The 15,517-nt window shown below is 68.4% G+C and carries 30 protein-coding genes; all 30 read right to left on the reverse strand.

Annotated features, from left to right (window positions below):
- Nucleotide 1: 1 nt before the first annotated feature.
- The 30 genes from AC1RTC_RS09560 to AC1RTC_RS09705 all read right to left on the reverse strand — a co-directional run bounded on the left by AC1RTC_RS09560 (nucleotide 2) and on the right by AC1RTC_RS09705 (nucleotide 15,424).
- The gene (locus AC1RTC_RS09560) at nucleotides 2-1,534 is read right to left on the reverse strand and encodes a terminase large subunit domain-containing protein (protein ID WP_493155298.1); all 1,533 of its coding nucleotides are present in this window, start codon (nucleotides 1,532-1,534) and stop codon (nucleotides 2-4) included.
- On the reverse strand, nucleotides 1,458-2,030 hold the full coding sequence (locus tag AC1RTC_RS09565; RefSeq protein WP_493155299.1) for a hypothetical protein: 573 nt from the start codon (nucleotides 2,028-2,030) through the stop codon (nucleotides 1,458-1,460). The genes AC1RTC_RS09560 and AC1RTC_RS09565 overlap by 77 nt, the downstream gene beginning before the upstream one ends.
- 87 nt (nucleotides 2,031-2,117) lie before the next feature.
- A complete protein-coding gene (locus AC1RTC_RS09570) occupies nucleotides 2,118-2,498 on the reverse strand; it encodes a hypothetical protein (RefSeq protein ID WP_493155300.1) in 381 nt (126 codons plus the stop codon).
- 310 nt (nucleotides 2,499-2,808) lie between these two features.
- The gene (locus AC1RTC_RS09575) at nucleotides 2,809-3,051 is read right to left on the reverse strand and encodes a hypothetical protein (protein WP_493155301.1); all 243 of its coding nucleotides are present in this window, start codon (nucleotides 3,049-3,051) and stop codon (nucleotides 2,809-2,811) included.
- Nucleotides 3,048-3,260 carry a hypothetical protein gene (locus AC1RTC_RS09580; RefSeq protein ID WP_493155302.1) on the reverse strand — a complete coding sequence of 71 codons (213 nt, stop codon included), beginning with the start codon at nucleotides 3,258-3,260 and terminating at the stop codon, nucleotides 3,048-3,050. The genes AC1RTC_RS09575 and AC1RTC_RS09580 overlap by 4 nt, the downstream gene beginning before the upstream one ends.
- Nucleotides 3,257-3,445, reverse strand: coding sequence for a hypothetical protein (locus tag AC1RTC_RS09585; RefSeq protein ID WP_493155303.1), 189 nt, complete (start codon nucleotides 3,443-3,445; stop codon nucleotides 3,257-3,259). The genes AC1RTC_RS09580 and AC1RTC_RS09585 overlap by 4 nt, the downstream gene beginning before the upstream one ends.
- Before the next feature lie 43 nt (nucleotides 3,446-3,488).
- Nucleotides 3,489-3,791, reverse strand: a complete 303-nt coding sequence (locus AC1RTC_RS09590; protein ID WP_493155304.1) for a hypothetical protein — start codon at nucleotides 3,789-3,791, stop codon at nucleotides 3,489-3,491.
- Complete coding sequence (locus AC1RTC_RS09595) at nucleotides 3,788-4,024, reverse strand: hypothetical protein (protein WP_493155305.1); 237 nt, start codon at nucleotides 4,022-4,024, stop codon at nucleotides 3,788-3,790. The genes AC1RTC_RS09590 and AC1RTC_RS09595 overlap by 4 nt, the downstream gene beginning before the upstream one ends.
- A complete protein-coding gene (locus AC1RTC_RS09600; RefSeq protein ID WP_493155306.1) occupies nucleotides 4,021-4,293 on the reverse strand; it encodes a hypothetical protein in 273 nt (90 codons plus the stop codon). Before AC1RTC_RS09600 ends, AC1RTC_RS09595 begins: the two co-directional genes overlap by 4 nt.
- Before the next feature lie 112 nt (nucleotides 4,294-4,405).
- Complete coding sequence (locus tag AC1RTC_RS09605; RefSeq protein WP_493155307.1) at nucleotides 4,406-4,888, reverse strand: nucleoside triphosphate pyrophosphohydrolase family protein; 483 nt, start codon at nucleotides 4,886-4,888, stop codon at nucleotides 4,406-4,408.
- A complete protein-coding gene (locus tag AC1RTC_RS09610; protein ID WP_493155308.1) occupies nucleotides 4,881-5,495 on the reverse strand; it encodes a hypothetical protein in 615 nt (204 codons plus the stop codon). The genes AC1RTC_RS09605 and AC1RTC_RS09610 overlap by 8 nt, the downstream gene beginning before the upstream one ends.
- A 9-nt stretch (nucleotides 5,496-5,504) precedes the next feature.
- Nucleotides 5,505-5,780: a hypothetical protein gene (locus AC1RTC_RS09615; protein WP_493155309.1), complete on the reverse strand. Its 276-nt coding sequence runs from the start codon at nucleotides 5,778-5,780 to the stop codon at nucleotides 5,505-5,507.
- On the reverse strand, nucleotides 5,777-6,439 hold the full coding sequence (locus tag AC1RTC_RS09620) for a DUF2637 domain-containing protein (protein ID WP_493155310.1): 663 nt from the start codon (nucleotides 6,437-6,439) through the stop codon (nucleotides 5,777-5,779). The genes AC1RTC_RS09615 and AC1RTC_RS09620 overlap by 4 nt, the downstream gene beginning before the upstream one ends.
- Nucleotides 6,436-6,984, reverse strand: a complete 549-nt coding sequence (locus AC1RTC_RS09625) for a hypothetical protein (protein WP_493155311.1) — start codon at nucleotides 6,982-6,984, stop codon at nucleotides 6,436-6,438. Before AC1RTC_RS09625 ends, AC1RTC_RS09620 begins: the two co-directional genes overlap by 4 nt.
- A complete protein-coding gene (locus AC1RTC_RS09630; protein ID WP_493155312.1) occupies nucleotides 6,981-7,367 on the reverse strand; it encodes a hypothetical protein in 387 nt (128 codons plus the stop codon). The genes AC1RTC_RS09625 and AC1RTC_RS09630 overlap by 4 nt, the downstream gene beginning before the upstream one ends.
- Complete coding sequence (locus AC1RTC_RS09635; protein ID WP_493155313.1) at nucleotides 7,364-7,639, reverse strand: hypothetical protein; 276 nt, start codon at nucleotides 7,637-7,639, stop codon at nucleotides 7,364-7,366. Before AC1RTC_RS09635 ends, AC1RTC_RS09630 begins: the two co-directional genes overlap by 4 nt.
- Complete coding sequence (locus AC1RTC_RS09640; protein ID WP_493155314.1) at nucleotides 7,636-7,944, reverse strand: hypothetical protein; 309 nt, start codon at nucleotides 7,942-7,944, stop codon at nucleotides 7,636-7,638. Before AC1RTC_RS09640 ends, AC1RTC_RS09635 begins: the two co-directional genes overlap by 4 nt.
- Nucleotides 7,941-8,153, reverse strand: coding sequence for a hypothetical protein (locus AC1RTC_RS09645; RefSeq protein WP_493155315.1), 213 nt, complete (start codon nucleotides 8,151-8,153; stop codon nucleotides 7,941-7,943). The genes AC1RTC_RS09640 and AC1RTC_RS09645 overlap by 4 nt, the downstream gene beginning before the upstream one ends.
- Nucleotides 8,150-9,034: a hypothetical protein gene (locus tag AC1RTC_RS09650; RefSeq protein WP_493155316.1), complete on the reverse strand. Its 885-nt coding sequence runs from the start codon at nucleotides 9,032-9,034 to the stop codon at nucleotides 8,150-8,152. The genes AC1RTC_RS09645 and AC1RTC_RS09650 overlap by 4 nt, the downstream gene beginning before the upstream one ends.
- 30 nt (nucleotides 9,035-9,064) lie before the next feature.
- A complete protein-coding gene (locus AC1RTC_RS09655) occupies nucleotides 9,065-9,514 on the reverse strand; it encodes a TetR/AcrR family transcriptional regulator (RefSeq protein WP_493155317.1) in 450 nt (149 codons plus the stop codon).
- On the reverse strand, nucleotides 9,511-10,950 hold the full coding sequence (locus tag AC1RTC_RS09660; protein WP_493155318.1) for a ParB/RepB/Spo0J family partition protein: 1,440 nt from the start codon (nucleotides 10,948-10,950) through the stop codon (nucleotides 9,511-9,513). Before AC1RTC_RS09660 ends, AC1RTC_RS09655 begins: the two co-directional genes overlap by 4 nt.
- A 17-nt stretch (nucleotides 10,951-10,967) precedes the next feature.
- Nucleotides 10,968-11,348 (reverse strand): DUF3263 domain-containing protein, encoded by a 381-nt coding sequence (locus tag AC1RTC_RS09665; RefSeq protein WP_493155319.1) that lies wholly within the window; start codon nucleotides 11,346-11,348, stop codon nucleotides 10,968-10,970.
- Nucleotides 11,345-11,623 (reverse strand): hypothetical protein, encoded by a 279-nt coding sequence (locus AC1RTC_RS09670; protein ID WP_493155320.1) that lies wholly within the window; start codon nucleotides 11,621-11,623, stop codon nucleotides 11,345-11,347. Before AC1RTC_RS09670 ends, AC1RTC_RS09665 begins: the two co-directional genes overlap by 4 nt.
- A complete protein-coding gene (locus tag AC1RTC_RS09675; protein WP_493155321.1) occupies nucleotides 11,620-12,102 on the reverse strand; it encodes a hypothetical protein in 483 nt (160 codons plus the stop codon). Before AC1RTC_RS09675 ends, AC1RTC_RS09670 begins: the two co-directional genes overlap by 4 nt.
- A gap of 8 nt (nucleotides 12,103-12,110) precedes the next feature.
- Nucleotides 12,111-12,863, reverse strand: coding sequence for a hypothetical protein (locus AC1RTC_RS09680; RefSeq protein ID WP_493155322.1), 753 nt, complete (start codon nucleotides 12,861-12,863; stop codon nucleotides 12,111-12,113).
- Between the two features lie 7 nt (nucleotides 12,864-12,870).
- Nucleotides 12,871-13,974 carry a hypothetical protein gene (locus AC1RTC_RS09685; RefSeq protein ID WP_493155323.1) on the reverse strand — a complete coding sequence of 368 codons (1,104 nt, stop codon included), beginning with the start codon at nucleotides 13,972-13,974 and terminating at the stop codon, nucleotides 12,871-12,873.
- A gap of 120 nt (nucleotides 13,975-14,094) precedes the next feature.
- A complete protein-coding gene (locus AC1RTC_RS09690; protein WP_493155324.1) occupies nucleotides 14,095-14,310 on the reverse strand; it encodes a hypothetical protein in 216 nt (71 codons plus the stop codon).
- A gap of 6 nt (nucleotides 14,311-14,316) precedes the next feature.
- On the reverse strand, nucleotides 14,317-14,505 hold the full coding sequence (locus tag AC1RTC_RS09695; RefSeq protein ID WP_493155325.1) for a hypothetical protein: 189 nt from the start codon (nucleotides 14,503-14,505) through the stop codon (nucleotides 14,317-14,319).
- Nucleotides 14,502-14,699: a hypothetical protein gene (locus tag AC1RTC_RS09700; protein WP_493155326.1), complete on the reverse strand. Its 198-nt coding sequence runs from the start codon at nucleotides 14,697-14,699 to the stop codon at nucleotides 14,502-14,504. The genes AC1RTC_RS09695 and AC1RTC_RS09700 overlap by 4 nt, the downstream gene beginning before the upstream one ends.
- Nucleotides 14,696-15,424, reverse strand: coding sequence for a phage antirepressor KilAC domain-containing protein (locus AC1RTC_RS09705; RefSeq protein WP_493155327.1), 729 nt, complete (start codon nucleotides 15,422-15,424; stop codon nucleotides 14,696-14,698). The genes AC1RTC_RS09700 and AC1RTC_RS09705 overlap by 4 nt, the downstream gene beginning before the upstream one ends.
- Nucleotides 15,425-15,517 lie beyond the last annotated feature (93 nt).

Raw genomic sequence — 15,517 nt, forward strand, 5'->3', positions numbered from 1 at the left:
GCTAGAAGATGTTCGCGAGGGGGTCATATTTGGTCTCCTGTGCGGCGAGGATGCTGCCGTATCGAGCGATCGCGATGTTGTAGAGCGGGGACACGTCGACGGCGGAGGCGCCGCGGCTGAACATGCGGACGTCGCCACCGGTCCACGCGGCGCCGGCGACTGCGGCGTCGAGCGAGTCCTGGCCCGGGGTGTAGGAGATGTCGCCGGCGACGATGTCGTCGTAGATGCCGCCGCACGCCGCCGCCACCTCGGCGCGGCTGAGGACGACCACGTGCAGACCGGCGCGCTCGAGGTCGTCGGCCGCCAGCGCGGCGGGGGATCCTGCCGCGACGAACACCGTGCTCGTGCCGAACTCCCTCGTCTTGCGCACGAGGTACTCGATGGGCGAGTCGATGTTGTTCGCGCGGTCGCCCTGGGTCCCTCGTTCGCGGTAGACGATCCCGACGTGGGTGCCTCGGACGCTGCTCGCCGCGGCGATCCCGATCGTGGACCAGCTGCGGTCGGGCGAGATCTCGAAGCTGAACGTCACCGCGCCGAGCGGCGCGCTGTCGGGTCGGGCGCCGGCCGCCCACACGTCGGCGTCGAACATCGTTCCCTCGGCAGCGCCGAGGTCGCGGATGTTGCCGAAGCCGCGGAGGAACTGCCTCATCTTCGCCGGCGTGGTCGCGCGGTCGAAGGCGTACTGCACTTCCTCGATGCGCAGAGTGTGCCCGAGGGACGGGATGCGCCGGCGCCACGTCGCCGGGTCGCCCGGGTCGTCGTCTGGGCCGAACGACCAGTCGAACGAGGCGACGCGGCCGCGCGCGGTGGGCTCCGCCTCGAGGCGGGCGCGGAGCTCGTCGACGCGGGGGTTCCAGTAGAGCGACTCAGCGGTGCCCTCGGTCGACTCGACGAGCAGCTGCGCGTCGGGGCGGTTGTTCATCGCGAAGAGCATCGTGTCGTCGTAGCGGCCGTCGACGAGGGCGAAGGCCTCGGTGACGACGCCAAGGTCGATGGTCTCGCCATGGCCGGAGCTGGGCCGGGAGGAGATGGGACGCTCGCTCGAGCGGTTCGCCCAGACGAGGTCCTCCTTGCCGTTGGAGGTGACGGGCTGGTCGGGCCCGGCGAGGCGCGCCCCCAGCGGGCTGAGCTTGATGAGCTTGGCGTGATCGAGCCACTTGTTCTTCGCCTCGATGCCGTCCTGTGCGGCGAAGAGGATCGTCTGCGGCTCGACCTGCCCGTCGTCGATCGCGCGGTGGGCCTTGAACACTCTGATGCCAGTCGTCTTGCCGACCTGGCGCATTGTGGTCAGCTCGCCCTCGCGGTAGACCCGGAGCCCGGTCTTCGGGTCCACCTCGCCGAGGACGTCGTACACGTACTGCTGCCAGGGCATCGGGTTCTTGCGGGTGAGCACCCGGTGGACCTTGGCGAGACGGGCGCCGTACGTGGGGTTGTCGAAGTTGCGGAGCGTGCCGTGCCTAGGCGCCACGTCCAGATAGTCGGGGAGGCCCAGTGCCGAGGTCTTCGAGGAACGCGTCGAGCGCCGTGTCGCCATCGCCTTCCCTCCTCGTGCGCAGCTTCGAGATCAGGTCGCTGAGCTCACGACGCGCCTGGCTGCGAGCCGTGGCGGACGTGTTGCTGTCGAAGTCCCGGGCCGTCTCGAGCGCGAGCACGGAGAGCGAACGGTGCATGGGAACGCGCAGGTTGTCCGGGATCTCGTCGATGTCCTGCTGGATCGCGACCTCCATCGGCCCCGGCGTCGACGCCTTGTCGTCGACGGCTGGCAGCGTCGACTGCGGCGCCGGTGCGATGGCCGTCGTTGTGTCCGCGGATGTAACCGGTGCCGTATCCGCAGGCGGGTCCGGCACCAGGTGCATCCCGGCGCGCCGGCCGGCTACCAGTCGCGCAGCTCGAGCGGCGGCGACGGCCTTTGAATTGGCGGCTTTGCAGCGGTCGCACGCGGCGCCCTTCGAGCCGTCTGGCTGCTGCTTGATCTCGAGGCGGTAGCGGGCCCGCGTGCCGTGGCGGGGGAGCGGCTTGGTCGTGGACACGCGCGCCCCCCTTCGGTCGGAGAGAGAGAAAAATGGAAGACGCCGGGGTCTTCCGCACTTCAGCGCTCTCTAAAAATCCGCGCTCTCTCACGACCAATCGCGTGACGTGTCGACTCCGCGGGCGTCCGGCGACGTGCGCAGCGGTGTGCTCGTCGTCTTGCCCGCGCTGCGTCCGCGCTTCCTGTTGCCGTACGTGGCGCCGGAGGATGTGTTGCAGTGAAGGTGTTCGAGGCCGCCCTTGTACGGATGACCGTTCGCGTCGAGCTCGTCCTTGTGGCCGTAGCTCTTCGACCAGATGTTCACCTTGCGGGTGACCGGGTCCCGGTAGGGCAGCTGCTTGTTCACGGGCTTGCCGCATTTCCGGCAGTGGGTCTCTTCGCGGTAGACGCGCGCCTTCTCGCGCTCGAGCGGGCGACCACTGCGGCCTCGGCGATAGTTGAGCGACTTCTTCTTGCGATCGACGGGCATGTCACCGTCCCCAGCTGGCGCGTGTGGCGGGCCGGTCGGCACCCGAAGCTGACCGGCCCGCGCTGCTCGCTTTCGTACAGGCTGAGCTCGCCCTTGGAACGACCCGACAGGAGCCGATGCACGCAGGTCCGGGGTGGCCCGGGAACGACGAAGGCCCCGCCGAAGCGAGGCCATTGTGCGATCCGGGTGCAGGACACCGAACTCTAGCTACAGATTGTCCGATCAACCTCGGGCTATTCCCGGTATTGACCGTGTGAGCGTTCAGCGTGTCGGAACTCGGCGAGCGCCGATCTTCGTGCGTTCGGGGGGGCTATGTGACTCGGCGTACTTGGGAGATGCGGCGGCGGATCTTCTGGACGGGTGCGGCTTTGTCGACGGTGAGGAGGGTGAGGATGTCGGACATGCCGGCGGCTGGTGGGACGTGGAGGACGGTCCATCGTGGGTAGCCTGCGGGGAAGTCGTCGGGTATGACGAGGTCGCCGGGCTTGGGGATCTTGCCGAGCTTGGGCACGGTGGTGGCGAGGCGTTCGCGCTTGATGGGTCCGTCGCTCATGGTGTTTTGATGAGGCGGTCGAGGGCTGCGTGGATCTGTGCGTCGTGGTCGGCGGTGAGGAGGATCTTGCGGAGTGCTTCGAGGTCGAGGCCGTCGGTGGCGTGCCAGAGCCAGGTCTGGTGGAGGGCGTTCTCGAGTACCTGGTTGCGGTGTTCGAGGCGTTTGACTTCGGCGTTGCGGCGAGCGCGGCGGCGGGCTGCGTCGCTCATGCTTCGTCGGCCTGCGGTTCGATATCCGAGATCATCGCCGACGCCACTTCCCATGCCTCGTCGCGAGTGAGCGCGACGCCCTGCGGCGCGTAGAGCCACACCATGCCGTCTGTGCTGCGTCGTGCGATCGTGACGACCTGCTCCAGCACGCCAGTGGTGATCGTGCGCTGTTGGTCGGCGCTCATAGTCCTGGCTCCGTGGCGGCACGATCCCTCGGTTTGAGGCCGTTCATACGAACCCCTCTCGGCTCGCATCGGCGTCGAATCCGCAGTGCATGCACGTCACGTAGGGGACGCCCGCCTTCACTCGCCCGAACGCGTCGATGACGCCCCCTGACTCACGCACCATCTCGGCGGTGACCTCGAAACCCATGACCTCGGATGCGTCATTGAGTGACCGCCAGACCGTGCGCACTTCGCCGCGAAGCTGGTTGCCGCAGGTGGGGCATGGAAGTGTGATGGTGTCCAGGTCGACCAGCCCGAGCATTGCGCCCGCGGTGATCGCGACAGGCAGGTAGTCGGCGTCGCTCACTGGGAATCCCTCGATATGCGGTCTGCCTGCCACGAAGCACCGTCCGCGAATCCCGTGCGCCACTTCGAGCGGGATTCCTCTACGGGTGGATGCGGTGAGAACGGCCACTGCATCCATGCCTCGGCGAGTGCCTCAGCTTCAACCTGCCCGCCCTCGCAAGGGATCACCGTCGCGTCCTCGAACTCGACCTGCCACTCGTTCTGCTGCTCGACAGCGCGCGGAAAGTCGCTCACAGTCCCGGCTCCTCATCGTCTTCGGGGGTCCAGATGCCGAGCGCTCGGATCTGCTCAGCGAATGCGGCACGCACGGCGTAGGCGGCAAGGTCCTCGTCGGACGCCATGCTGTCTTCGTCGGGTGGATCGAGCAGCTTCGCGGCGGCTTCAAGAGCACCGCCCCAGCCGTTCTCGAAACATCCGTGATGGATCGGCGCGAGTCCCCACCCCCACGGCTTGCTCAGCACGCGCTCTTCCCACGCCTCCTCGTACTCCGGTGGGTAGCTCATTCTTCGCCCACCGCCCCATGAACCTGAGATTGGCGGGCGCAGCTCTCAAGATGCGGAATCGGCTGGCCGAGCGGCGCAGTCATCCAGCACTTCATGCAGGCAGCAGTGCAGCTCACAGTGCCTTCCCTCCGTGGTGCTGGCCGCGTGTGGCGTTGTGGTTGAGCTTCTGGATGATCGCCTTGCCGAGGTCGATGCCGTAGGCGTCCGCGATGTCGAGCACACGGATCACCACGTCGGCGAGTTCGCTCGGCACCCCCTCGGGCTTGCGCGGTGTCCCGTCGTCGTTGTGCGACTGGCTCTCGTCATACGGCGACGTGTTGGCCTTCGTGTAGTGCAGGTAGTCCATCGGGAGCCCTGCGCGCACGTCTTCGATCGCCTCGGACACCTCGGTGTCGATGAGGCCAAGTTCGGCGATCTTGTGCGCGACTTGCCACTTCGGGTCGTAAGCGTCGGGATCAGCGACCATGCCGCGACTGGTGTCCCACCCGTTGGCGACGTTCACCTCGCCCACGGCTCGCGCGAGGTCACCGAACATGAAGATCAGGTTGGTGGCGAAGCTTCCAGCGGGGGCAATCTTGGGGGTGTACTCAGACATGCTTTTCTCCTTCTGTGGTCGGAAGATCGGGTGCTATCGCTGCTGCGGGCTCAGTACTCGGGACGTCGGTGGTGAGGCTGATCGTGAATTGGGGGGTGGGGCCGTCGTTGTAGATCGTTCGTCCGACGCGCCACACACGGTTCATGAAGTCCACAGCGCGGCCAGGCCTGAGGCGATCGCGGAGGCGCTCCTCCTTGGCGGGGTGTAGCACGAAGAGGTGCATGATGCCGCAGTCTGGGCATGTGCCGCCGTCTGCGTGGACCAGGTTGCGAGCGACCGGCTCCGGTGGAGTCGACGGACGGGGCGGGAGGCCGAGCTGGTCGCGCCAGTGGTCGATGATGAAGCGCTCGAGCGCGGCGTGGTCCGTCATGCCGAGGGTGGCCAGGAGGATCGCGCCGTGGCGTATCGCGTCGCGCTGCTCTTCGGTGGGAGTGAGCGTGCGGAGGTGCTGCTCGAACTCGGATGCGTTGAGCGCGTCGAGCATGGTGGTCGCTGAGCCTGCTGCGGCGAGGCGGATCCGGATGGTGGCGAGCAGGCCGCGGGCCTTCGAGCTGGCGAGCGCGTCGCGGGCTGCGCGGGCGGCGATGAACGGGTCGCTGGTCTTCATGGGGGACGGTTACCTTTCCTGGTTCTTGCGGAGGTTGGCGAGCCGCACGAGTGAGTTCTCGATGCCGTGCATGAGGCCGTGGGCGGCCTCCTCGGTGAGGATGAGGCGGGCCTTGGCTCGCCCGGCGAAGTCGTCGACGATCGCCTCGAGGTCGATCACGACGACGGGCACCGACGGGGTGCCGGGCACTTGCGGGAGCATCCCGGCGTAGGCCGCGAAGTTCTCGACTATCGCGGCGTTCTCGCCGGCCTCCATCTCGTCACCTGCTTTGAAGATGTGGATCATGCGCTGGCCTGCTCACGCTGGGCGCGGTCGGCGAGCACTCGGACGGCGTGCTTGCCGACGAAGGACTTGGAGCGGCCGATCTCCTTGGCGATCGCGGAGTAGGGCAGTTGCTCGTCGAGCATCCTGAGCAGCTCGTCGTCGTTGATGGGCGGGATGTCGTTGCGGTGCGCGCGCTCGACGGCCTGCCCGGGCTCGCTGGACGCGATCGCCTTCGCGCGCCTACCCGGCGAGCGCCGTGCGGTCGTCGGTGTGGTGGCGGGGGCGCGGAATGCGGTGGTGGTGGCGAGGTGGATGATGAGGAAGAGGGTGAGGGCGGGCAGGGTGTTGACGCCGATGGCGATGAGCGGGGGCAGCTGCACGCGGCCGGGTGGGAGTGCGAGGACGTGGAAGGCGTTGCCGAGCACGGAGGTGATGGTCCAGAAGGCGATCGCCGACCACAGGTAGCCGGTGAGCTTCTTGGAGAGCTCGGGGTGCCACACGCGGATGAGAACGCCGGTGAAGATGGCGGCGTCGACGATGAGGGGGTAGAGGCCGGCGAGGGCGGGGTCGACGCCTGCGGCGATGGCGAGGGTGACTTGGGCGTCGAAGCTGAGCCGGAAGGCGGCGATGCCGACGCCGGCGAGCAGCAGGGACAGGGTGGTGTTCTTGAAGTGCTTCACTGTGCGCCTCCAACGGCTTTGAGGATCTTGCGGGCGGTCGAGACGGCGGCGTGGTCGCCGGTGTAGACGTCGAGTTCGGCGGCGATCGCCAGTGCTCGTTTGAGGCTGGCTCCGGCCTTGAGGGCGCCGAGGGCGAAGTGGGATCCGGAGCCGACGGCGTAGATGCCGTCGTTGGAGCGGAACCAGGAGAGGTCGCCCGAGATCTGGTAGACGCGGCCTTTGACGACGATGAGGCCGTGGGATCCGGTGCTGATCTTGGAGCTGTTCTTCTCGGTCGCCTCCTCGGTGTTGAGTGCGGCGCGGATGGCGGGCAGCAGCTCGCGGGTGACCCACCGGTCGAGGTCCCAGCCGGCCTGCTCGGGGTTGGGGAGGTTCGCGTAGCGGATGATGGCGCTGTCGAGGACGGCGCCGGCTACGCCGAAGACGATGCCGTTGTTCGTGAACACCTTGGGGCCGCCTCCGATCCTCTGGCTGCCGAACGTGATCTGGTGGTCCCAGGCGAGGTCGACGCCTCGGTCGGTTTCGATGGCGAGGATGGTGGTCATCGTGCGCGTCCTCTCGGGAACAGGTCGTCGTCGGGCATGTCGGTGTTGCGTGGGAAGAACCGGTCGACGAACTCGAGGTCGGGAGTGGTGACGAACACGAGTGCGCGGCGGACGCCGGATCCGGTGGTGGTGTACTCGAGGGCGCAGAGGCCGCGTCGGCGGACCCTGCGGGTGCGGTCGACGGCGAGCAGCTCGGGGGCGAGCTTGGCGTCCATCCAGTCGTGGAGCTCCTCGAGCTCGTCGAACGGCTTCTTGATGCGGTCGGGGTGGCGTAGCGCCCACCTGGTGCGTATCCATGTCTCGAGGTTGTGGCCGGCGGCGACGAGGACGATGGCTGCGCCCACCATGACCGCGAGGATGATGATGTGCTCGATGCCGATCACCGGAGCTCCTGCTTCTCGATCTCACGGATTGCCCGCTTCGCTCGACGTCTGGCACCTGCGATGGTCCGGCAGGGGTGGTCGTCGGTGAGGGTCGCGAAGATGGTGCGGGCGACGCCGGGCACGACCTCGGCGTACTGGCGAACCTCGGCGAAGTACCGGGTGGTCGCGCCTAGCTGGACTTCCTCGATGTGGATCTCCCACGGCTGACGGGCAACCTCGACCGACAGGGAGGCGACGATTTGGCCGTGGCGGTACTCCCAGTCGCTGCTCATGCGCGCTTCCAGACAGGGATGCGGTCGAGCTTCGCCTGGTAGTGGGCGGCGAGCTTGATGTTCTTACGGATGCGGCGGAGGGCACTAGGCGATACCGACCCGAGCCAGAGGCGGGCAGTCTCCGCGAGGTCGGCGTACGCCTTGGTGAGCGCGACCTGCGCCGCGTGGAGCTCGGCGAGCGACGTCGCGGCGTCACGGGCGTACTCTTGCGCCTCGCGGAGGTGGCGGTCGGGGGCGATACCGCCGCGGCGTGTGTCCGGTCGGCGCAAGGTGCGCACCTCGCGGGGTTCGGGAATGAAGGTCATGGGCGCAGTGCCTTCCTTGCCCGCCAGACGCGGGCTATGTCGTCGAGGTTGTACTCGCGCGGTCGGGTGGGGGTGAAGCGGATGTGCTCGAGCGCGATGACCTCGAACGCGCGGGACCGGCTGAGCTCGAGGGCCTCCTGGAGTACGTCGAGGCGCACCCATACGCCGGCGGTGGTGCCGGTGAGGATCTGCTCGACGTCGGTGCTCATGCGCGGCGCGGCATCGCGTCGACCCAGGCGTCGCGGGGCAGCTGGGGGTGGCGGGGGTCGGTGGAGCAGAGGATCTCGGAGGGGCGGCCGTCGTCCTTGGGGCGGATGATCGCGAACAGGTTCGCGCCGCAGACGATCTCGCCGAAGTCGGTCTCCTCGAGCTGGTAGCCGCAGACGGTGTTCTTGAGTGTCACGCGGGTGACGGGGGACGCGTCCATGGCCTTCATCCCGAGGCGGCGGTGCTGCAGCGCGTCCGCGAGCCACGCCGAGCCGAGGTCGGGGTATGCGGACAGCCAGCCCGAGTGCCACCGTGCGAGGGCGGCCAGCTGTGCGGGGACGCTGTCGTCCACGTCGAGGGCGTGCGTGAAGACGTGGACGTACTCGACCGGGACCTCCAGCACCTCGCGGACGCCCTCGAGTGTGAACGTCGTGATCTTGCGGATGCGGATACGCGTCTCCGGGTCCTGCAGCGGCCTCTCACGCAGCACCGTCCGCACCAAGTACCTGGTCCAGTCGGTGAGCTCCGCGAGGACGACCGCTACGTGCGGGTTCCATGCGGTACCGACGTCCGCGGGGTGGCCGGCGCCGTCGCGGACGTTCCCGCGGACGCCGGCGCTCTCACCGCGGGACGTCTTCGAGTACGCGGCCGCTTCGAGCAGCGGGAACATCTCCGCGAGATCGGTGAGGACACGGGGCAACTGTGCGTGGTGCCAGTTGCACAGGTCCGTGCCCTCACGCGCGTACCGCGGAGTCGGCTCATCTCCCGCCTTCGGCTGCATCGAGTGGATGATCCGCTTGGTGCTGTCGGGGATGTACGAGCACCCTGGCGCCTTGCAGAACAGGTCCTCGCTGGGGTTGATGTAGGGCGGGTAGTCGCTCATCGCGGTGGTGCTCTCTTCCGGTGGTGTAGGTCAGGCGTGCTGCTGGGCTGCGGGCTCGACGTCGACGTGGTGGAGGACGCCAGGGCGGTGGAGGACCTGCAGCGGCCCCCAGTCGGCGACCTGCGCGTCGTTCCAGGCCATGCCGTCGGGGTAGCCGGCGGCGAACCACCACCGCTCGGTCTGCCCGGGCGCGAGCCAGAACACCTCTCCGACGCTGCAGAGGAGAACGGTGCCTTCGTCGAGCTCGGCGATCTGCTCCTCGGTCGCGACGGTCGACGGGTATACGTGCTCGAGCAGCGCCCACTTGTCGGGGAAGTACCGGTAGACGACGCCGACCGAGGATCCGGAGAGCTCGGCGACGTGACCGGTGGTGAACCCGCGGATCCCGTGTTCGGCGATCGCCTTCTTCGTGGCGTCGGCGAGCGCCTGGATGCGCACGGTTGAGCGTGCCTGGATGGGGATGGTGCGCAGCTCGTTCATTCGTCGCCGTCCTCTTCCTGCTCGTCCCACATGTCCTTCTTCGCGCCGGCGGCGCCCTCGTCCTCGTCGGGCTCCTCGGTTACGGGCTCGAGGAGGGCCTGCTCGTGCTCCGTCAGGGCGTAGCCCCAGTCGATGAGCAGCTGCAGGTAGGTCATGCCGCGATCGACGCCCTCCTCCCACCGGTACCCACTTCGGTCGAGGAGGAAGTCGACGTCGCTCTCGTACGACACGAGCGCGACCGCGGTGGGGAACGCGGCGAGCGCTTTGGCGTTCTTCTTGAGGGCGGCGTAGACCTCGTCGGGGCCGTTCTCGCCGGCGTCGTCGCTGGGGGTGAAGCCGAGGAGGGCGGCGGCTTCGAGGGCGTCGAAGTAGTCGAGGTCGTCGAGGAGGGCGATCTGCGCGAACAGGTGCAGGTGGTCGGTCCGCGGCTTGGTGGCGAGGAGCTGCTCGCGGATGAAGTCGCGGCGGCGGAGGCGGGCGGCGTTGTGCTCGACCTTCGCGGCTTCGCGCTTCTCTTCGGCGAGGCGGCGCTCCTCGAGCTGCTCGGGCGTGAGGGCGTTTCCGCTGGAGCTCTGTGCGACGTGGCCGTTGGCGTCGGGGTCCTCGCAGTAGTACGTGATGTCGCCGGCGTCGATGGTGCTGCGTGCGATGTGGGCGACGTGGCCGGGGCAGTCGGCGTGCGTCTCGACCGTCAGTCGTTCGCGCGGCGTCGCGGTGTCGGCGAGGTAGTAGAGCTGCTGCTGCCAGCCGAGGCTCTCCGGGATCGTGCGTGTGCCGGCGGCCTTGAGCTGCTTCTCGGCCGCGGCGATCTTGCTGGGTGCCTCCACCTCCCGGTTGGCCCGGCTCAGCTCGTAGCTGAAGTTGTAGCCGCCCGCCTCCTTGATGAGCCGCTTCTGGATGTCGGGGTGTGCGTGGAACTCGGCGATCTGCGCGGCCTGCTCGAGGGTGAGCTGTTTGCTCTCGTCGGCGTAGGCCTCGGAGGCGATGGGCGAGGCGATGATCTTGAGGAAGCGGTCGACCTCGGCCTTGGGGCGGGCGGTGCGCTTGACGATGTCGGCGGGCTTGATGCCGAACAGGGACAGCTCGCGGTAGCCGCCGAGGCGCTCGGCGTCGGTGAGCTGCTGGCGCTGGTCGTTCTCGGTGAGCTGGTCGATGACGCGGGCGGCGTCGGCTTCGTGCTTGCCGACCAGGTACACGGGGATCTCCGTGAGTCCGGCGGTGACGGCGCCGAGGGTGCGGCGCTGTCCGAGGACGACGTCGTAGCCGCCCTGGTCGTTGGCGGTGACCATGGGGGGCTGCAGGATGCCGACCTCCTTGATCGACTTGACGAACTCGTCGTCGACGCGGGCGTCGGTGCGGACGTTCGCGGCGATGGTGAGCTGCCGCGGGTCGACCATGATGATCGTGCCCGCGGGTGTTGCGGTGGCCTTGGCCATGGTGTTGCTCCTGTCGGTTATCTGGTGGGGCGGAACGTGCGGGATGCACGTGCCTGGGTGCGTGCCTCGCGCTGTTCGCGGAGGCGGTTCACGAGCATCGGGTTGTGCTCGAGAGCTGTGGTGGTATCGATCGCGGCGTTGAGGAGCTGGTAGTAGCGGGCGGTGGGGCGGCCGTGGAACGTGTCGCGGATCGCTGCCTCCTTGCCGCTGGTGCGGCCGGCCCATGCCTCCTCGAAGGCGAGCAGCTGCTCGACAGTGATGGGCGGGTAGGTCTGGACCTGGCGGGTGCGGCCGTAGCGGTCGACGTCGACGAGGTCCTGGCGGCGGATCGTCGCCTCGATCCGGGCCTCGAGGGTGTCGCGGCCGCTGTAGGTGCCGAGGGTGTCGTCGTCGCTCATGCGCGCTTCGGCTTCGTGATGACGCCGTAGAAGTTCGGCAGACCGTTGCGCTGGCGGTAGCGGGCGACGGTGCGGTCGCAGATCCCGAGGCGCTCGGCGATCTCCGCATTGCTGAGGTTCTGGGCGATGAGGGAGCGCATGCGCGGGTACAACTCGAGGCGCTCGATCGGGTCGAAGTTGCCGGTGCGCTCGGAGTTGACCCGCTGGCTGTACGAGTTTCGAGGAAGGCGGCGATCAGCCTCGGGGTGGTGCTGCTTCGGGATGCGGATCCTCATGCGCCTGGTCCTTCCCAGCGGCGGACGACGAGCTCCATCCACGCTTCGCGGTGGCGCATCGGGTCGACGCGGATGATGGCCGGCATGACGGTGCACATGAGGTCCGGGGTGTCGTCGCGGACGACGTCGGCGTCGACGAGGCCGTCCTGCATGGCCTTGAGCGTGGCGGACAGGTTCACGGGATCCCGGCGGCCGGCGGTGAGGACGTACCAGGTGAGTGCGACCTCGCAGTGCTCGAGGTGGGGGATCCCGGCGTAGCGGGCCTCGCGTGCGGCGACCAGGCGCACACCCTTCACGGCTCGGGATCTGACCCGGTGGCCGCCTCGGGATCCGTTCATCGGCAGCGGGTTCTTCGGGTAGCCGAAGACGAGGGTCCACTCGTCGAGTTGCACGGCGGCGTCGCGGGTGTGGGGGTCGATGACCTTGTCGAGCCAGTCGCCGCCGTAGCGGGTCTCGACGCGGTCCTTTGCGAGGTTCACGAGGTCGTTCACCTGGTACCGCCGATCCGCCGGCGGTCGCCCTCATGCTCGAAGGCCCACTTGGACCACTCGAACGGGTCGAGCTCGAGCGCCCGGGTCACGTAGTGCGTCGCGTTGAGCACCGTCGAGGCGGCGCGGCTGATGATCTCCTGCCCCATCTCGTCGAGCGTCTCGGAGTCGATCGTGCGGAACACGGGGTCGACCTTGATCAGCGCCGTCGACCAGTCGACCACCTTCGGGTGGGAGGGCATACGTGCAGGTGATGGGGCAGAGATCGAGTCGTCGCTCTGGACCGGGCCGTCTGTGGTTGGTTCTGAGACTGACGGGTCTAAGTCATGTATTACGTCCCCCTGACCGGTCACAGTTGACTGGTGCGACCGGTCAGATCGTGCAATTCCGCGTCGCTGGCGGGCAATCTCACGGGCTGTTTCCCACCGGTCAGAGTGACCGGTGGATAACTCAAGCGGCTTGGGCCAGTCGAAGTTGAGGCAGTAGACGTTCTGCAGGCCTCGGACGTCGACGCCGACCAGGCCCATGTCCTCGAGGTCGCGGACCTTGCGCCGGAAGGTGCTCTCGGACATCCGGCTCTTCTTGGCGAGAGCGCCCTGCTTGCGCTTGTCGGGGTCGCCGTAGGTGCAGACTCCGTCGTCGCCGGCGATGTCGGCGAGCGCGAGGAGGACGACGAAGTGGGGGTGTTTGATCTGGGTGTCGAGGTCGTTGGGCAGGCCGTGCCAGACCCAGTTGGATGCTTTGACGCTCATGGCTTGGCTACCTACTGCCCACCGTGATGGCCAGGTCGCCCAGCGCTCCGTCGTGGAGGCTGGTGAGGGCGACGCGGATCTGCAGCTCTGTGCTCGAGGGCGGCAGGGTGAACGTCAGCGCCACGCCTCCCTGGCTGGTCGGGTCGATGGTGAGGGCGACGTCGGTAGCCCCCCCTGTTGGGAGAGGCTCAGGGTCTGCCTCGAGGTCGCGGAAGGGGGCGGTGAACAGGTCGACGATGGCTTCGGCCGTGTCGGCCCGCAGCTGCTCGAGATCCTCGGGTGAACCGGACGGGGCGGGATCATTCGTAGTTGGCGCACCGTCCCCCGCCTCCGTCCGGTGGTCAGCGGGCAGGGGCAGCGGGACGTCGAGCAGTGGCTCCGAGGCCGTGGGCGTCTGGTCGAATTTGACGATGACGGGCTTGCCGAGGATCTCGGACGCGGCCGCGGTGGCCTCTGCCTCGACCCGCTCGATGACCGCCTCTATCAGCTCCTCAGCCGGGATGCTGGGGCCCTCCGCTGCAGCATCCCCACCGCGCTTCTTCCTGCTGTAGTCGGCCTGGTACTTCCGCTTGGCGTCGTGGCAGGTGAACGTCGACGGGCAGACGTACAGGCCCTCGCGGCATCCCCGCTGGTAGCCGGCGTTCGTCCCGTGGGGGAACGCCGGGTCTTCCGGGCCGACCTTCGTGCCGCGCTTCGTCGGATCCGCCACCGCTGCAGGCTCAGCGGCCGCCAGCGGCTCTACGCGCTCGTGCGGGTCCATCTCGCCGAGCAGCTGCCGCGGCGGCTTCACGACGCCACCAGCGGCGAGTTTGGGGCGCTTCGGGCCGTGCGTGCCGAGGGGTGCGAGGAGCAGGTCGGAGGAGGTGCCGGTCCGTGGGGCCGGCTTCGGTGTGGCGGGCACCGGGCCGAGATTGGTGCGGCTCGTCGACGCGGTGCCGGCCTTGACGGCGAGACGATATCCGTAGTCGGAGCTGTAGAGCGACTGGGCTTCCTTGCACATCATCTCCTCGGTGTTGTGGTTCGGGCACGCGGCGCCACGACATCCGCGGTCATAGCCCTCCGGGGTGCCGTGGGGGAAGTCCTCCGTGTAGAGGTCGAGCGTTGATGACATGTTGGATCTCCGGGGGTCAGAGGGCGGACTGCAGGCGGATCGCGATCGCGATCAGGACGGTGAGGGCGCACACGGCGATAGCGGCGCGCCAGAGCGGCGGGAGGGCGCGGCGCCGGCCGGTCATGGTGTGCTCCTGGCGGCGGCGATAGCGGCCGCTACGTCGGGGATCCCGGCGCAGCGGTCGCAGGCGATCGTGTCGGGGGCGAGTTCGACCCAGCCGATGGTGGTGAAGTACTCGGCGGGCAGCTGCGGGGTGCCGGTGCCGTGGGTGTGGGCCTGGCCGCGGCCGCACCAGTTGCATACCCATGTGGTGATGAGCGTCTTGGTCTCGGGCACGGCGGGCTAGCTCTGCCGTGAGCGGTCGCGTCGGCGCGCGGCGACGGTGGCGCCGCGGCCGACGAGTAGCAGCAGTGCGGCCGCGGTGATCGCCAGGAGGGGCGCTGCCGGGGTCATGGCCTGCACCTGGTCGAGGGTGTACCAGGCGAACAGGAGCACGGCCGCGATGAGGGCCGTGCGGATCATGGCCCTCACGTGAGTTGTCCGACGAGGTGGAGCTCGATGTCGACGGCGATGCCCTCGACGATGTTGATCGCGTCCTCTGCCGGCATGGTGCCGGTGACCTCGAGGACGGCGCGGGATCCGGGCTCGGCCTTGCTGGTGAGCGTGAAGTGCTCCCCGGTGCCGCCGTCGGCGTAGATGAGGGTGTACTGCGTTGAGAGGGTCATGGGATCTCCACCAGGGTCAGGTGCGGGACTTCGTCGAGGTCGAGGGCGGCGATCGCGCCGAGCTGCTTGTGCAGCACGCGCATGCCCTCCGGCGTGAGGCGGATCTGCGGGTACATCGCCTTACGGCCGCGGATCCGGACAGGCTTCTTGATGAGGTGGCCCGCGGCGAGGGGCTCGCGGGCGGGAACCCACGTGTAGGTGCTGTCGCGATCGATCCATCCGAGCGCCTGCAGCGTGGCGAATAGGGACTTCTCGCCGACGTCGACGACGGGATCCCGTGACAGGATCTTCGCGGCGCGTGCGACGGAGTAGGACCGCCCGGCGAGTGGCTCGACGGGTTCAGTGCGAGGCTGCGCACCCTCGACGAGCTGCTCGAGCTGCGCGCCGGTCATGCCGTCGACGAGCCTGTCGAACCACTCGAGGAAGTCCCAGGTGGGCCCGAGCGGGTCGAGGAACATGGGCTTGTCGGTGGCGAGCTGGCGAACCTGCTCGGCGGTGAACAGGTCGACGTCGCAGCCGTCGAGGAGGCGTGTGGCGAGCGGGTAGGTGTACGACCAGGTGTCCCAGAAAGCGTCGTGGAACTCGAGCACGGGGAGGTCGAGGGCCTTGGCGACGTCCGGTGCTGCGAAGAGCGGCTCGTGGTCGTCGACGTAGACGCGCAGGTCCAGGCCGTGGCCGACCCAGCGGAACGGGATGAGCACCGGCCGCGTCATGGTGAGGGTCACCGGTCTGTGCGGCGAGCGCCGCGCTCGAGGTGGATGAGGGTGCCGGCGATCGTGATGATGATCGCGCCGCACACGACCAGCAGGAGGATGTCG

It is taken from the genome of Rhodoglobus sp. GW821-FHT12B09 (assembly GCF_058809925.1).

Bases quoted from the DNA above. Each gene is read 5' to 3' on its own strand.
- AC1RTC_RS09560 (WP_493155298.1), bottom strand. From the start codon at position 1,534: ATGGCGACACGGCGCTCGACGCGTTCCTCGAAGACCTCGGCACTGGGC.
- AC1RTC_RS09570 (WP_493155300.1), bottom strand. From the start codon at position 2,498: ATGCCCGTCGATCGCAAGAAGAAGTCGCTCAACTATCGCCGAGGCCGC.
- AC1RTC_RS09575 (WP_493155301.1), bottom strand. From the start codon at position 3,051: ATGAGCGACGGACCCATCAAGCGCGAACGCCTCGCCACCACCGTGCCC.
- AC1RTC_RS09580 (WP_493155302.1), bottom strand. From the start codon at position 3,260: ATGAGCGACGCAGCCCGCCGCCGCGCTCGCCGCAACGCCGAAGTCAAA.
- AC1RTC_RS09585 (WP_493155303.1), bottom strand. From the start codon at position 3,445: ATGAGCGCCGACCAACAGCGCACGATCACCACTGGCGTGCTGGAGCAG.
- AC1RTC_RS09600 (WP_493155306.1), bottom strand. From the start codon at position 4,293: ATGAGCTACCCACCGGAGTACGAGGAGGCGTGGGAAGAGCGCGTGCTG.
- AC1RTC_RS09605 (WP_493155307.1), bottom strand. From the start codon at position 4,888: ATGTCTGAGTACACCCCCAAGATTGCCCCCGCTGGAAGCTTCGCCACC.
- AC1RTC_RS09610 (WP_493155308.1), bottom strand. From the start codon at position 5,495: ATGAAGACCAGCGACCCGTTCATCGCCGCCCGCGCAGCCCGCGACGCG.
- AC1RTC_RS09615 (WP_493155309.1), bottom strand. From the start codon at position 5,780: ATGATCCACATCTTCAAAGCAGGTGACGAGATGGAGGCCGGCGAGAAC.
- AC1RTC_RS09625 (WP_493155311.1), bottom strand. From the start codon at position 6,984: ATGACCACCATCCTCGCCATCGAAACCGACCGAGGCGTCGACCTCGCC.
- AC1RTC_RS09635 (WP_493155313.1), bottom strand. From the start codon at position 7,639: ATGAGCAGCGACTGGGAGTACCGCCACGGCCAAATCGTCGCCTCCCTG.
- AC1RTC_RS09640 (WP_493155314.1), bottom strand. From the start codon at position 7,944: ATGACCTTCATTCCCGAACCCCGCGAGGTGCGCACCTTGCGCCGACCG.
- AC1RTC_RS09645 (WP_493155315.1), bottom strand. From the start codon at position 8,153: ATGAGCACCGACGTCGAGCAGATCCTCACCGGCACCACCGCCGGCGTA.
- AC1RTC_RS09650 (WP_493155316.1), bottom strand. From the start codon at position 9,034: ATGAGCGACTACCCGCCCTACATCAACCCCAGCGAGGACCTGTTCTGC.
- AC1RTC_RS09655 (WP_493155317.1), bottom strand. From the start codon at position 9,514: ATGAACGAGCTGCGCACCATCCCCATCCAGGCACGCTCAACCGTGCGC.
- AC1RTC_RS09660 (WP_493155318.1), bottom strand. From the start codon at position 10,950: ATGGCCAAGGCCACCGCAACACCCGCGGGCACGATCATCATGGTCGAC.
- AC1RTC_RS09665 (WP_493155319.1), bottom strand. From the start codon at position 11,348: ATGAGCGACGACGACACCCTCGGCACCTACAGCGGCCGCGACACCCTC.
- AC1RTC_RS09670 (WP_493155320.1), bottom strand. From the start codon at position 11,623: ATGAGGATCCGCATCCCGAAGCAGCACCACCCCGAGGCTGATCGCCGC.
- AC1RTC_RS09680 (WP_493155322.1), bottom strand. From the start codon at position 12,863: ATGAGCGTCAAAGCATCCAACTGGGTCTGGCACGGCCTGCCCAACGAC.
- AC1RTC_RS09685 (WP_493155323.1), bottom strand. From the start codon at position 13,974: ATGTCATCAACGCTCGACCTCTACACGGAGGACTTCCCCCACGGCACC.
- AC1RTC_RS09700 (WP_493155326.1), bottom strand. From the start codon at position 14,699: ATGACCCTCTCAACGCAGTACACCCTCATCTACGCCGACGGCGGCACC.